Genomic DNA, 13713 nt, shown 5'->3' with positions numbered 1-13713 from the left:
TTAGTTTAAATGAACCCGATAGTCGTCTTCCGACTTGAATAAAGTTCCTGCAAAAGGGATAACAGTATTGGATTCCAATTTTTCACCCGAGTGGAGTAATACCTGAATCCAGTCCAGTAATTCGCTTGTAGATGGTTTTTTACGCAAACTTTCTATCCTTCGAACGGAATAAAACATTGCCAACGCCTTCTCCAGGAACTCGGTTTCAATTTTTGGGAAATGGGAATTTACTATCTCTTTCATGATTTCCCTATTCGGAAATTCTATATAATGAAAAATACATCTTCTTAAGAACGCATCGGGGAGTTCCTTTTCGTTATTGGAGGTGATGATAACAAGAGGTCTTTCTTTTGCGACTATATGTTCTTTGGTTTCAGGGATAAAAAATTCCATCTTATCCAACTCCAAAAGCAGATCGTTCGGAAATTCAATATCCGCTTTATCGATCTCATCGATCAGCACTACGGATCTTTTAGGAAATGAAAATGCCTCTCCCAAGGCCCCCAGTTGGATATAGTTTTTCACTTCCCTAACCCTTAGTTTTGTAGCTTCGTCGGAAAAACGGGAATCATTCAATCGGGAGACTGCGTCATAAAAATAGAGTCCCTCTTTGGCAAGGCTTGTCGACTTGATATGCCATCTGTAAAAAGGTAATTTTTTGGACTCGGCGACATGAGTCGCGAGAAGAGTTTTTCCGGTGCCCGGCTCTCCTTTTAAAAGAAGAGGTCTTTGGGTGATTTCTGCAACTAAAACCGCCTCTTTGAGTTCATCAGAAAGAATATAATCAGCCATTTCATCTGCCTTGTCGATTTTGATTGGTTCAGGGCCGGGTTTGCAGGCCCACTAGTCTCCATTTATCCAGAATTTAGGGATTAATCCATTAAAAATTGCTTTTTGTTAGAAATTGAATTCTCTAATCTAGTAAAGGGTTCGAAATTATAAGTATGCCAGAATTCGATAATACAAAACGCTCAATTGGCGTAAATCGCCTGGACGACTCTGCCAGAAAGGACATGTTCAACAAGTTCGTGAGCGCTGGGGGTGAGGTTTTAAAAGAGAAACCTGATCCGAAAGAGGAAGAGAACAAGCGCAATCGTCCGGAGCCTAAAGTCCGCCAAAGTACTGTTTCACGCGGTTCCAGTGATGAAGGAAAGTCCAGATCCAGATCAGGTGGCGGATCGGGAAGAGATTCCAAATCCGGTTCGGGTGGTAGCGATAACAAACCTTCAGTCGATCCTAAACTTGAATACGAGAAAGAAATTTCCAGTTTTATCGCACGATTTTCAGTGAAACTGAAATGTTGGATGGGAAGGGTCACTGCTTTCGGTTCCAGCGATTTGATTCCCGGTTTTATGCACGAGTTTAGCACTAAGGGCAAACAGGCGTTAATTGAGTGTAATTACAGCGCTACTGAGATTTTGGGAAATCCTTCCATCTCACCAGGGTTATCCGCGAAATTGGATAAGATCAATCCGTTGCTTGTGGAACTGATCGCGATGTGTCAGAAACTTTATAATGGTCCTGAGTTGACGGACATTACCGAGCCGATTCTAGTTGCTCCCGAATCTCCCGTTGCAATCGAAAGAGTAAAAACACCGATCTATAATCTCTTCAAAAAGATGTACATTCTCTATCCTTATCAAGAGACATTGAAAAAATCATTTTTACAAGCCTATGATGAAATGCAGAAAATTGAAAATAAACCTGCATTGATTTATGCTTCCAAAAAAAGAAAAATCTCCCAAGAGATAGATACATTATTCAATACATTCTTTGAAAAGTTATACTTAGTAGTGATTCGGGCGGAAAACAAAAACATTCCGCTTGTTTCCCGTTATATGGAGTCATTGCTCGGAATTGTTCCGGAAGACAGACCAGGTCAAAGAAAGGCGGGTGAAAACGTTCCCGGCGGAATAGATCCGAAGGCGAAAGCTGAGGAAGCCAAAAAGCAGGAAGAAGAGAAAGAAAAAGCCAAAGAAGACGAAAAAGAACCTGTTTCTCTTTCCAAAGAAGAAGCTTACGGGCTTCGGCTTATGCAAATGTATTCCATAGCCAAACTTCGAAAAAAATTCGATCCGAAAAATGAATTCGGATTTGTTCCCGATTCGGATAAGGTTCTACTTTCCTATTTTTATTTCAGAGAATTTGACGATGAGTATTCTTTCGTATTAACAACCAAAAAAATAGATTTGAAATTGGTTCACTTGAACGGAGTAAAAATAGATTACCGTCAAAAGATGTTGGATATTTACGAATCCACTAGACCGGTTACGGATCAGTATCGAATTTATCTTGATGTGATTCGCGAATTGCAAAAACACAAGGCAAATCCCGGTGCCAATTATATCGAGGCGTCCAAAAAATTGACGACCATCGAGCAAAAACGAACCGGCCAATCCAGAACAGTTCGAAATGGAATCAAAGAATTTGCGCAAAAGTCAAGGGACATCCTTTTAGACCTCATCAAAGATATGAAATCAAAAAAAGAGATCGTTGTGAATATGAATGACGTGATCACTTTTGATGCGATGGAATCCCGCAAACGGTTGAACAAAAAACCCATCAAACAATGTGTAATGGAAGCATATTGTTTTGCATTGGCCTTGTTTGATCGAATCGAATCGGGAGATTTATACGGTGGTCTTGTTGAGCTCACTCCGGAACAAATGAAAGAGTCTTTCGGAATGGAAGTGCAGGAAAATGCAGCCGAAAATCCCGGACTGGAAGAATCTAGTCTGGCAGGAGGCCAAACGGAGTCTGCGGTACCATCTAATCCTGGTGCTGTTGCTTCTGTGCCGCCTACTTCTTCCTCTTCAGAAGATTCCGATCCTTTAGACGAAGACCTTGATGAGTTAGAACATGTCGATCATGATGATGACGACATCCTCCCCAAAGGAAACCCAATTTAAGAATGCCAACCATTAAAATTTCTATTTATCAAAAGAATATTCACAAGCGATTCACAAAAGACGAAATAGGAAAGATAGCTCTTGCCAGGGCTAATTTCCTTCTTTTACCGGAAAGTTTTCCTTTTTTCTTCCAAGCGGATTCTCCCAGTGCCGCGGCCAAACATGAAAAAGAATACCAAGATCATTTGCTTGAAATTTCAGAAACATTCAAAGGCGTCATACTCGGAGGAACCCATTACAGAAAGAATGAAGAAGACAAATTGGTGTCCGCTTCCCCCATCGTTCAATCCGTAGTTTTAGTCGATTTTTACGAAAAAAAGACGTTGGGACCGGAAGAAACGGAATTATCTCCAGGCCAAACAGAATCCATTTTTATTATGGGTGGTCTTCGGTTCGGGATTTTGGTTGGAGAGGATATTAATAACCAGTCTATTTGGGATCATTTTGAAAAAGATAAAATCGAAGTGATTTTTCATCTTTCTTCGGAACAAGGTGTAAGATCCTATGAAGAAGATTTGGAGTTTTTTGCAGGTCTTTCCAAGAAGACGAAGACTCACATTATACGTGTTTGTGGGGTTTCTGAAAATAAGAAAGGAAGGAGTTTGTATGCATCTCCTTCCGGAGTAAACTGGAAAGTGGGAAAAATGGAAGAAGACAAAGAGGTTTTTAAAACTCTCTCTGTCACGGTTACTTCCAATTTCTTTTTATAAGATTATTTTTTTGCTTCTTCTTTCCAATCCATTGTGATGAGAAGAAGTACGATTCCTATCGATACACAAGAATCCGCCACATTGAATGCAGGCCATCTTTCGAAGAGTAGAAAGTCCGGCCATTCAAAGTCCAGAAAATCGACCACACCGATGAACTCGATTCCCGGTCTTTCCGGGCTGAATCCGAAACGAAAACCTTCTCCGGGAATTTTCACAAAGAACTTGTCACTTAGGTTTCCGAATGCACCCGCCATCACTAAATTCCAACCCCAGGGATTCCCCAAATCGGAATTGGACCAACGGTAAAAAATCAAAAAGAGTATGGCGAAACTAGTCGCAAATAAAGAAGGAAGTGCATTGTTCTGAAATAGGCCAAAAACAAAACCGGTGTTAAATGTTAAAGACAGACGGAAAAAATCTCCGATTACTGGAATGCTTTCATACGCTTGCATTTTTTTGATGATGATGTACTTGCTTGCCAAGTCGAGTATGAGCCCAAAGATCACAAAGGCAATGTATTGGGGTTTATAAACCGATAAAAAAGGTTTTTTAGGAAGTTCGGGAAATTGCATCGATAACACTCTTGTACTATTTTTTATTTTGATAAGCCCATGCGGAGCGCGCAAAAGACCAAAAGGAAAGACCTGCTAACATATAAAATAACAGACTTGGTTCTTTCCAGGATTTTTCTGCATAGTAAATTCCGAAATAGAAAAATAAAGATCCGAGTACCCCGAAACTAAGCAATTCTCGCAAAAGGATTTTGCGTTCCGCAGTATCTTTGTCTTCGGTCCATTGGAATTTAAATTCCCCACGGTTCAGCTTATAAAAAAATTCATTCAGTTCTTTCGGCAAAGAAAGTGCACTTGCCACAATTTCTTCCCCTTCCTCTCTCCAACGTTTTCTCCAGGAACTGCCTTTCAAAACTACCTGTTGGAAAGGTTTTTCCGCATATTCGAACAAAGACCTGGTAGGATCCAAATAGGAAAAATTTCCCATAAGAAGAGCAAGAACCCTGTGTAAACTTAAAAAATTGGGAGGAAGTTGTAAGGCAGCGAGAAGCCTTTTTAAACTAACTTGGATTTCACGTAGAAAACGTAAGTCCTCTCCCGGTTTCAATGTGTCCCAACCTATATTTCTGAAATTCTTGGTGGAGGATAGAATTCGATTGAGTTTGCTCAGAGAGTATTTAAGGATTTTACATAACTCTTCTTTCTTAAGATTTTCACTCACCGCTCCCATTTCTATCAACACTTCCGCCATAGTATGGTAATCTTTTTGCATGGAGCTGATGAGAAGTCTTTCCAAGTTTCTGGAATCGTCTTCGCTGATTTCCTGAACCGCTCCAAAGTCGATAAAACAGAGTTGACCGTTTTCAAGTAAAATCAAGTTTCCGGGATGAGGGTCTGCGTGGAAAAACCTGTATTCGAAAATCATTAGCATATAGGCGCGAATGAGTTTTTCCAAATAGGGATTTTTTCTATTTCCGAATTCATGAGGTGGAACTTCGTAAATTTTTTTACCTTCGATGAATTCTGTAACTAATATCGATTTTGTGCAAAATTCAACCACGGGTTCGGGAAAACAAAAATCCTTTTCCGTTTGAAAGGCAAGGATCGTCTTTTGCAAATAATGCAGTTCGTTCCTCAGATCCAATTCCTTATGAATCATTTCTTCCAGTTGTTTTGCGACTTCTCTTCCTGAAATTGAAAACAAAAAACGATCCACGATCCAAATGATTTTTTTGATGGTTTTTAAATCGGCTCTCGCTTCTTCTTCGATTCCGTTGTAAAGAACCTTGATCGCTACTTTTTTGTCTTTATAATAACCGATATGCACTTGTGCCGTCGAAGCACTTGCATGGGCTTCCACACCTATATCGTGAAATACTTCCTGCATTGGTGTGGAGAAATTGGAGTGCCATCTTTTTTGAATTTCGGAAAAAGGTTTTGAAGGAACTCTGTCTTGCAAGTCCTGGAGTTCCCATAAAAATTCTTCCGGCAACAGATGAAATAAATTGCTGATGAACTGTCCGATCTTTATATAGACTCCGCCTAACGAAAAGAATATATCTTTTGCTTCTTTGCCTTTTTTCGAGAGGAATTTTTTTTTCTTTGTCTCCCAGGAAGATTCCGAAATGAATTTTCTTAGAAGTTTGGATCTAAGATAATAAGCAAAAATCGTCTTAAAAACAAAAGAGTATATTCTTAAAGAACGGACTTTGGGTTCCGGATTCATTCAGATTTCCTAAAATTATATATTGATTCTAAACTGTCCAGAATGTGAATATTATCCTCAATATTGCCTTCTTGTCTATTTTTTTTACCTCGGATAACCTCTACGATTTCCTGATAAATCCCCAAAAATGCATTTGATTTTTCCGAATCCGGGAATTTTGGAATTTGGATCGGGCTTAAGCTTTGGAAACCTTTATAAAGTTCGGAAGTTTTTCCTTCCCAGAATTGAAATCCGTCATTTGATAAAATCAAACGGTGGGAATTGGTTAAAATATCCAATTCGAATTGAAAATAATCCCTTCCACCGGAAACATCCAAATAAATTTCAATTCCGTTCTTCGCTGAAAACCACGCGGTAGCTCTGTCTTCAATAGTTCCTTGTTTGGGGAAAACAAGTTTCGCATAATTTAGCTTTGGTTTTCCAAAAAACCAATGAATCAGGTCCATAGCATGGGTTCCGTCATGAAGGAGAGGGCCTCCTCCCGATTTGGAAAAAGCTAAACCTGGATTTTTTGCCGAAGTAAAAACATTCGCCCGTACGGATTGTACTTTTCCGAAGCTTCCTTTTTGCAAAAGATCGCGGACAAAGAGATATCTAGGATGATAACGTCTTTCATGATTGACCCAGATACGTGCGTTCTTTTTGTTCATCAGATTTCGCAACAGGACTCCTTCTTTTTTGGAAAGTGCCACAGGTTTTTCAATGAGTAGATTTTTAATTCCAAAATTTAATAATTGTTTGGCTGTATCGAAATGACTGGAAGACGGTGTTGCTATAACGGCAAGATGGGAGGCAGATTTTGCGCGAGCGAAGCTTTCGATTTGTTTCCGGTTCAGATTTTCTAAAATCGGAAATTCGGGAGGTAGACCCCATTGGTCCCGGAAGTCATTTCTTCTTTCCTCTTTGGTTTCAATGGCGAGTCCCAACTCGAAATTCTTTTTACCGAAACCGGAAAATAACACACCTGCATGGGTGCATGGTTTTTTGCGAAGCGGGTCCAGTTCCAGTTTACTGGCAATTCTACCCAAACCAACCAGAATGACTTTGATTTTACGATCTGACATCTTAAGTTTTTCTTCCAAATCCTTCCTATCTTATCCAGAATGGTCAAGGGTAATATGATCTCTCATTTTCGATATTCTTTGTTTACCGTTCTCAAAGTATTAAATCAAAAGAATGATTTTGGACCGGATTCCGATTTTCTTTTCAAATTCATTTCCACTTCCTCTGTCGAGTGTAAACCGGGAACACTGTTTGTTCCTTTAAAGGACAAAAGGGATGGTCATGATTTTATCCCCGATGCGATTTCCAGGGGAGCTGATTATTTTTTATGTGAAAAGGGAAATCCCATCTTGCAAAAGTTAAGCGAATCCGACAAAAGAAAGGCAATTTTAGTCAAAGATGGCCTGATCAGTCTAGGAATGCTCGCGCATTTTCATAAAAACCGCTTTTCCCCTCTGATCATTGCAGTAACCGGTTCTTCCGGAAAAACCACAACTAAAGAGCTGATCGGAAACTTGTTTCAGTTTTTACCTAAGTCTAGTTTGGTGGTTACTGAAAAAAATTATAACAACGAAATAGGTGTACCTTTTACTTTATTCAGAATTACTGAGTCCACTCAAGTTGTAGTTTGCGAGATGGGTATGAATCATCGGGGAGAGATAGCGAGACTTTCCAGGATTGCAAATCCGAACATCAGCCTCATTACCAATATCGGTTCGGCTCATATAGAGTATTTGAAAAAGCCCGAAAACATCGCATTGGAAAAAGCGGATATCACGGAAGGTATGGATGAGTCGGGTATGCTCTTTTTACCGGAAGATGCCTCTTATTTGGGTGAAGTGAAAACCTATCTTAAAAAGAAAAAAAAGAATCTAATTCTTTGGAAACAATCCGAAAAATCCGATCTCAAAATTCTAAAAAAGTCCAAAGACGGATTCTTACTATCTTACCGTGGCAATCAGGTTCACTGGAAAATTCCAGGGATCACTCTTTTAAGCAATGTTAGGGGAATGTTGGCTATAGGAGAATACTTGAAATTGCCCGAAGCCCATTTGGTGAAAGCGATCGAAACCTATCGATCCCCTGACAAAAGATTGAACATTCAAAAGAAACATTATACGATCATAAACGATACTTATAACGCAAATCCCGAATCCATGGAATCCTCGATTCTCGCAAGTGTGCAAATCGCTTCGGGAAAACCTCTGGTTTGGGTGCTTGGAACTATGAAGGAGTTGGGAAAATACTCCAAACACTATCACAGGAAAGTGGGAACTGTTTTGAAAGATTTTCCCGAAGGGATTTTACTTACTTACGGAAAAGACGCACGGGAAATCGCAAATGCGAGAAAAATAGGATTCAATCTGTCTTTTGATGAAACGGAAAATGATCGAATTCTCCTTGTTAAATGGATCAAAGAACATGCCTCAAAGGGGACCGTGATTTTGGTCAAAGGCTCCCGTTCCATGAAAATGGAAACATTGGTTGCCGATTGGGAAGAATAAAGGCTTGAATCTAAGGATACTCTGAAAGAATTAGTTTATGCCGGAAATCAAGGGAAAAGTTGCTGTCATCATGGGGTCCTATTCCGATTGGGAAACGATGAAGGAGTCTTGCAAGCTTTTGGAAGAGTTCTCCATTCCCTATCATAAGGAAATCGTTTCGGCACACCGTTCCCCCGAATTGATGTTTGAATTTGCAAAAAGTGCAAGGGAAAACGGATATTCCATCATTATCGCCGGTGCCGGTGGTGCCGCACACTTACCAGGTATGGTTGCCGCACTCACCACATTGCCAGTATTAGGTGTCCCCGTTCAATCCAAAGCACTCTCGGGCCAGGATAGTTTGCTTTCCATCGTGCAAATGCCAAAAGGTGTTCCCGTGGGAACACTTGCCATTGGAACGAGCGGTGCTGCCAATGCTGCTCTTCTGGCAATTCGGATTCTTTCCATTTCCAATCCCGGTTTGCATGAGGATCTTTCTTTGTATGCGGAAAAAAGCAAGGAAGAAGCTATTTCACGTAACAAAGATTTGTTGATTTAATTCTCTCAGGCGACTATAAGAATGGCTAAACGTAAAATTGGAATTTTAGGCTCTGGGCAATTGGGTCAGATGATGATTCAGGAAGCCAATTTGCTAGGTTTTGATGTGATCTGTTATTCTCCCGATTCCAATTCCCCTTCCAAAAAAGCGGGAGCTTTGGAAATCACCGGAGAGTATTCCGATCATAAAAAATTATCCGATTTTCTATCCGGAATTGACGTGCTTAGTTTTGAGTTCGAAAATATTCCGAGCACTACTCTTGATTTTTTAGAAGAGTATTCATCCAAAAACAGGCTGAATATTTATCCGCCTCCTTCCTCTTTAAAGATCGCACAAGATCGTTTTTTGGAAAAATCCCATTTTTTGCATTTAGGACTGAAAACACCGAAGTTTCATCATTTAACAAGTAGTAATGCGAATGATTCGGTCTCCATTCCCTTTCCCTGGATCATCAAAACTTTAAGATTCGGATATGATGGAAAGGGCCAAGTCAAAGTAACAAACGATTCCGAATTTTCAAAATTCAAATCGACCCATTTTGCGACCGGTAGGGAAGAATATCTGATCGAAGAAGTGATTCCATTTGATTTGGAAATCAGCGTGATTTTAAGTAGATTTACGGACGGTGAATCCATTTCTTACGGAACGATTGAAAACATCCACAAACATCATATTCTGGATGTCTCCATATTCCCTGCTCGTGTTTCCGGGGATTTAAAAGATAAGGCAGTATCGATTGCCAAAACTCTTGCCGACTCGCTTTCTTATGTAGGTACTGTAGGAGTTGAGTTTTTTGTGAAAAACGGTGATTTGTATTTGAATGAATTTGCTCCACGCCCGCATAACTCCGGTCATTTTAGTCAGGATTGCGGTTCTTTTTCCCAGTTTTTACTTCATATTCTTGCGATTACAAATCAAAAATTTCCTACAAAATTCAATCCTGAACCCACAGTTATGAAAAATATCTTGGGCCATGAATATACCGAGTCTTTGAAAAAATGTTTCGAATTGATCAGTGACGATCGTTATCGTTTGCATTTATATTCCAAAGAGGATCCGAGAGTGGGAAGAAAAATGGGGCATATCAATTTTGCGGGAAAATTCGAGGATATAGACCCTTTGTTTTTTACGATTTAATCAGGTCTTTAAAAAAGTTTCTCCCCACAAACGAACGTTACCTGCTCCGAGGCAAAGAAAACAATCTCCTGGTTCCAAGACAATTTCGATTTCTTTTAAATCTTCATCGATGATTCCTGATAAAAGAGTATGATTTTTATTTGTTAAGTGATTCGCAATGGTAGCTGTGCTGATTCCTGAGATTTCTTTTTCTCCCGCAGAATAGATAGGTAACAAGAATAGATTTTCAGAATGAGAAAGTGCTTCGGCTAGTTCCTTTTGTAGAATTTCGGTTCTTGTAAAGCGATGAGGTTGAAATAGAACGACTAATTTTCCTTTGTTCCTATAGGACTCTTTCAAAGATTCAATTACCGTTCTGATTTCAGTCGGATGATGACCGTAATCATCCATAACTGTAATCGAATTTTTGATCCCAAGAGTTTCCTGCCTTCTTTTTACACCCACATAAGAAGATAGAATTTTCACTGATTCCCGGAAATCCAAACCTACTAGAAAAGCTGCGAAAATAGCACATAGACTATTCCGAAGGTAATGAGTTCCCGAAAAAGGAAGTTTTACTTCATATCTTTCCCGTTCAAAATCAAAAAACAATCGTTCTTCTTCGACCTTATAATGTATGAAATGAACCCTATCGCCTAACTTTGCCTTTAGATCTGAAAATAGATTCTTTTGTTCCGAATTTTGAAATAGTTCTTCATTTCCCAAAAGCCATAAATGAAATTCAGGGTGTGGAACGTTCGTTTTGGAAAGAAGTTTCAGAACTTTTAAAATCCCCTGGTCGTGGGCTTGCACGATCGCGCTGCCTTTTGTTTCGGGAGCAAGATATTTAACGAAAGCTTCTTGTAGTGTTTTTTCATCTCCGTAATAATCGAGATGATCATTGTCTACGTTTGTTGCGATTCGAATCGCAGCAGTATGTCCGAGAAAGGTTCCGTCCGATTCATCCGATTCATAGACTCCCCAGTCTCCTTTCCCCGCTTTGCCGCCTTTTTTGCCCAGAAGATCCGTATCTCCTCCGATCATAATGCTCGGGTCTTTTCCGGTTTTTTCCAAAATTTGGGAAACCATCGCTGTAGTCGAAGTTTTCCCGTGCGAACCAGCAACCGAGATAGAGGACAATCTTCCGAATACTTTATGAAGGATTTGCGATCTATGAAAAAGAGGTTTGCCCAGATCTTTTACGTTTCGAAAGATTCCGTTGGTTTCATCATTGATCGCGGAACTGAAAACGACAAAATCAATCGAGGCCGGATCAAATCCTGAAATGTCCTTTTGAATTTTAGCGCCTCTTTCTTTTAGGAAAAGAGTAACATCTGATTCCTTTTTATCATAACCAAATACCAGATAACCCAAATCCAAAAGAATATGGGCTAGACTGGACATACCGCTCCCCCCAATCCCTAGGAGAAGAACTTGATTGCCGGGAAGATCTTCGATGATCATAAATTAATGAGGAAAAAAATAAGAAATAGTTTGGTAGGCAGCATTTACATTGGAAAGACGCAATGAGTTTTGACCCATAGTTTTGAGTTCTTCCGGATTTGATTTCCAGTTTAACAGGTATTTTACGAGTGGAGTCGGATCTTCCGAAGTGGATTGAATCGTATAAGCAGCGCCTTCTTTTTCAACATACTCGGCATTTTCCTTTTGATGGTTGTCAGCAGCGTAAGGATAAGGAATCAAAACCATAGGGAGTCCGAACACCAGGCATTCGGCGATAACGCCTGCCCCAGATCTGGCAACGACGAGGTTGGCCCATTCATAGTTAGGCCTCATATCATTCGCATACGAAATGATTTCCGCAGGACCTTTCGCTTTTTTAACAGTTTCATCGTATAAGGAAGTCCCGGTTAGGACCCTAAATCTGAATTTTTGAGAAATTTCCGAATTCTCCATGGTTTTAAGAATCATGTTATTGAGCTGTCTTGCCCCTTGAGAACCGCCTAACACTAGAACATTTACAGTGCTTTTTCGGCTATCGTGCAAGTTTTCATTCTGTCTTATGTTCAATGATTCCGGAACTACTTTTTTGCGAATAGGATTTCCTATGATTTTTGTTTCTATGGAAGCGGCTAAAGAATCCTTAATCGGAAAACTAAGAGCCAGTTTTTCCGCATACTTCGCAAAATATCTGGTGATCTTTCCGGGAATACAATTTTGTTCGCATAAAAATAACTTCTTACGAAAAAGAATCGCATATAGAATGGCGGGGAAACTGGAATATCCTCCCATACCAATAACGGCTGTTATTTTTCTTTTCTGAAATGTCAGAATTGTTTTTATAAATTGGATTAGAAATAAAATCGGATAGATCGGTACGGACAAACCGCGAAATTGAGGAACATTATGCCATAGAACTTCGCAAGGAGCATTCTGTAAATCGGGGTTGTTTTGATTTCTGAGAAGGGAATGAATATAGACATCGGAAATACGGAAGACTTCCTTTTTTTCCACCAAAATTTCGGCAAGTGCTACCCCAGGAGAAATATGACCGCCTGTTCCACCTGCTGCAATAATGACTGATTCATTCATAAAGCCAGATTCTCTTTCTTGGTAATATTGGCAAGGATTCCCATAAGTATAAAAATTGTAATCAGGGAAGATCCTCCGTAACTTAAGAAAGGCAAGGAAATTCCAGTCACCGGTGCTAGGCCCGTGACTACATAAAGATTGATCAGAATCTGAATGGACAATAAAAGCAAGATGCCCGTTCCCAAAAAGAAACCTAACTTATCTTTGACTTTCAAAACCAAAAGATAAATCCGGTAGAGAAAAAATAGAGTCACTGCAAAAAAAATGATAAATCCCAAAAATCCGAAGTCCTCTACAAAAGAGGCAAGCACAAAGTCAGTGTGGCTATAGGCCAAATATCTATGGGAATAACCGGAACCGATCGGGCGACCGAAACTACCTCCGTCAAAAAACGCTCGGAACGAAGTCACTAGTTGATGTCCTTCATCAAATCTGTATTTGTACGGATCGAGCCAAATTTCAAGTCTCTTCTTTCTATAACCGACTTGAGTGACAAGGACGAGTAAAAGAGGTAGAATGGATAAACCCAAAATGAAAATTTTCTTAATGGGAAATCCTACCATCAGCACAAAGAAAAAAATCACAACGAGTATTTCCACCGTTGTACCAAACGCAGGTTCGGCGACTATCAACATCAAAATGATTAAAATCGTAAAAACGGATACAATGTTCTTTCTGTTCCATTGTATTTTTTTAGGATCGAAGGATTGAAAAAAAAGAGATAAGAAAAGAAGTAAACTGATTTTACTAAACTCCGAAGGTTGAACCTGAAATCCTCCTATCAAAATCCATCGGTTGAAACTTCTGCCGTAAGTAGTGCTTACCGATTTCCCTACTCCCGGAATGAACACGGAAACCAGTAATATTACGCTGAGCAAACAAAAAGGAAATGATAATTTGACAAGGAAAGAATACGGAATTTGAGCAAATATAAGGAATAATACGATTCCTATGCCTCCCCAAACCAGCTGTTTTTTCAAATAATAATTCGGATCAGCAAATTCACGTTCGGCGGGAATTACGGATGCACTGAACATCACGATGACACCGAATCCGAATAGAAAAAAAAGAGAAAATAACAAAGGCAAATCAACTTTGTATCTGCCGATGACAAAAATTTCTCTTAAGGAGGAAATCATAAT

The 13713-nt window shown here is 39.6% G+C and carries 12 protein-coding genes; 5 read left to right on the top strand and 7 right to left on the bottom strand.

Annotation, left to right across the window (positions count from 1 at the left end; genetic code table 11):
- A complete protein-coding gene (locus DI077_RS08945; RefSeq protein ID WP_109019803.1) occupies positions 1–792 on the bottom strand; it encodes an AAA family ATPase in 792 nt (263 codons plus the stop codon).
- Positions 793–944: 152 nt separating this feature from the next.
- Between DI077_RS08945 and DI077_RS08940 the strand changes: the two genes are divergently transcribed.
- The gene (locus tag DI077_RS08940; RefSeq protein WP_109019802.1) at positions 945–2909 is read left to right on the top strand and encodes a hypothetical protein; all 1965 of its coding nucleotides are present in this window, start codon (positions 945–947) and stop codon (positions 2907–2909) included.
- 2 nt (positions 2910–2911) lie between these two features.
- Positions 2912–3619, top strand: a complete 708-nt coding sequence (locus DI077_RS08935) for a carbon-nitrogen hydrolase family protein (RefSeq protein ID WP_109019801.1) — start codon at positions 2912–2914, stop codon at positions 3617–3619.
- A 2-nt stretch (positions 3620–3621) separates the two neighbouring features.
- On the opposite strand, the gene DI077_RS08930 is transcribed toward DI077_RS08935, so the two are convergent.
- Genes DI077_RS08930 through DI077_RS08920 form a run of 3 tightly spaced genes read right to left on the bottom strand, consistent with a single transcriptional unit; the run spans position 3622 to position 6921 of the window.
- The gene (locus DI077_RS08930; RefSeq protein WP_109019800.1) at positions 3622–4191 is read right to left on the bottom strand and encodes a lipoprotein signal peptidase; all 570 of its coding nucleotides are present in this window, start codon (positions 4189–4191) and stop codon (positions 3622–3624) included.
- Positions 4192–4207: 16 nt separating this feature from the next.
- Positions 4208–5857: an ABC1 kinase family protein gene (locus DI077_RS08925; RefSeq protein WP_109019799.1), complete on the bottom strand. Its 1650-nt coding sequence runs from the start codon at positions 5855–5857 to the stop codon at positions 4208–4210.
- A complete protein-coding gene (locus DI077_RS08920; RefSeq protein ID WP_109019798.1) occupies positions 5854–6921 on the bottom strand; it encodes a Gfo/Idh/MocA family protein in 1068 nt (355 codons plus the stop codon). Before DI077_RS08920 ends, DI077_RS08925 begins: the two co-directional genes overlap by 4 nt.
- A gap of 54 nt (positions 6922–6975) precedes the next feature.
- Between DI077_RS08920 and DI077_RS08915 the strand changes: the two genes are divergently transcribed.
- From DI077_RS08915 to DI077_RS08905, 3 genes are read left to right on the top strand one after another with little or no spacing between them, the layout of a single operon-like run.
- On the top strand, positions 6976–8364 hold the full coding sequence (locus DI077_RS08915; protein ID WP_109019797.1) for a UDP-N-acetylmuramoyl-tripeptide--D-alanyl-D-alanine ligase: 1389 nt from the start codon (positions 6976–6978) through the stop codon (positions 8362–8364).
- 46 nt (positions 8365–8410) lie between these two features.
- Positions 8411–8902, top strand: a complete 492-nt coding sequence (gene purE, locus DI077_RS08910; RefSeq protein WP_109019982.1) for a 5-(carboxyamino)imidazole ribonucleotide mutase — start codon at positions 8411–8413, stop codon at positions 8900–8902.
- A gap of 21 nt (positions 8903–8923) precedes the next feature.
- Positions 8924–10039 (top strand): 5-(carboxyamino)imidazole ribonucleotide synthase, encoded by a 1116-nt coding sequence (locus DI077_RS08905; RefSeq protein WP_109019796.1) that lies wholly within the window; start codon positions 8924–8926, stop codon positions 10037–10039.
- Here the strand turns inward: DI077_RS08905 and murC are convergent, their stop codons facing one another.
- Genes murC through DI077_RS08890 form a run of 3 tightly spaced genes read right to left on the bottom strand, consistent with a single transcriptional unit; the run spans position 10040 to position 13710 of the window.
- Positions 10040–11482 carry a UDP-N-acetylmuramate--L-alanine ligase gene (gene murC, locus DI077_RS08900; RefSeq protein WP_109019795.1) on the bottom strand — a complete coding sequence of 481 codons (1443 nt, stop codon included), beginning with the start codon at positions 11480–11482 and terminating at the stop codon, positions 10040–10042.
- Positions 11483–11485: 3 nt separating this feature from the next.
- Positions 11486–12571 carry a UDP-N-acetylglucosamine--N-acetylmuramyl-(pentapeptide) pyrophosphoryl-undecaprenol N-acetylglucosamine transferase gene (locus tag DI077_RS08895; RefSeq protein ID WP_109019794.1) on the bottom strand — a complete coding sequence of 362 codons (1086 nt, stop codon included), beginning with the start codon at positions 12569–12571 and terminating at the stop codon, positions 11486–11488.
- Entirely contained in the window at positions 12568–13710 is a 1143-nt protein-coding gene (locus tag DI077_RS08890) for an FtsW/RodA/SpoVE family cell cycle protein (protein ID WP_109019793.1), read from the bottom strand. The genes DI077_RS08895 and DI077_RS08890 overlap by 4 nt, the downstream gene beginning before the upstream one ends.
- Positions 13711–13713 lie beyond the last annotated feature (3 nt).

This window comes from Leptospira kobayashii (assembly GCF_003114835.2).
GTDB lineage: Bacteria > Spirochaetota > Leptospiria > Leptospirales > Leptospiraceae > Leptospira_A > Leptospira_A kobayashii.
This window is presented reverse-complemented; position numbering and strand designations above follow the sequence as displayed.

Excerpts from the sequence above, each read along its gene's own strand:
- DI077_RS08945 (WP_109019803.1), bottom strand. The coding sequence starts at position 792 with ATGGCTGATTATATTCTTTCTGATGAACTCAAAGAGGCGGTTTTAGTT.
- DI077_RS08940 (WP_109019802.1), top strand. The coding sequence starts at position 945 with ATGCCAGAATTCGATAATACAAAACGCTCAATTGGCGTAAATCGCCTG.
- DI077_RS08935 (WP_109019801.1), top strand. The coding sequence starts at position 2,912 with ATGCCAACCATTAAAATTTCTATTTATCAAAAGAATATTCACAAGCGA.
- DI077_RS08930 (WP_109019800.1), bottom strand. The coding sequence starts at position 4,191 with ATGCAATTTCCCGAACTTCCTAAAAAACCTTTTTTATCGGTTTATAAA.
- DI077_RS08925 (WP_109019799.1), bottom strand. The coding sequence starts at position 5,857 with ATGAATCCGGAACCCAAAGTCCGTTCTTTAAGAATATACTCTTTTGTT.
- DI077_RS08920 (WP_109019798.1), bottom strand. The coding sequence starts at position 6,921 with ATGTCAGATCGTAAAATCAAAGTCATTCTGGTTGGTTTGGGTAGAATT.
- DI077_RS08915 (WP_109019797.1), top strand. The coding sequence starts at position 6,976 with ATGATCTCTCATTTTCGATATTCTTTGTTTACCGTTCTCAAAGTATTA.
- DI077_RS08905 (WP_109019796.1), top strand. The coding sequence starts at position 8,924 with ATGGCTAAACGTAAAATTGGAATTTTAGGCTCTGGGCAATTGGGTCAG.
- murC (WP_109019795.1), bottom strand. The coding sequence starts at position 11,482 with ATGATCATCGAAGATCTTCCCGGCAATCAAGTTCTTCTCCTAGGGATT.
- DI077_RS08895 (WP_109019794.1), bottom strand. The coding sequence starts at position 12,571 with ATGAATGAATCAGTCATTATTGCAGCAGGTGGAACAGGCGGTCATATT.
- DI077_RS08890 (WP_109019793.1), bottom strand. The coding sequence starts at position 13,710 with ATGATTTCCTCCTTAAGAGAAATTTTTGTCATCGGCAGATACAAAGTT.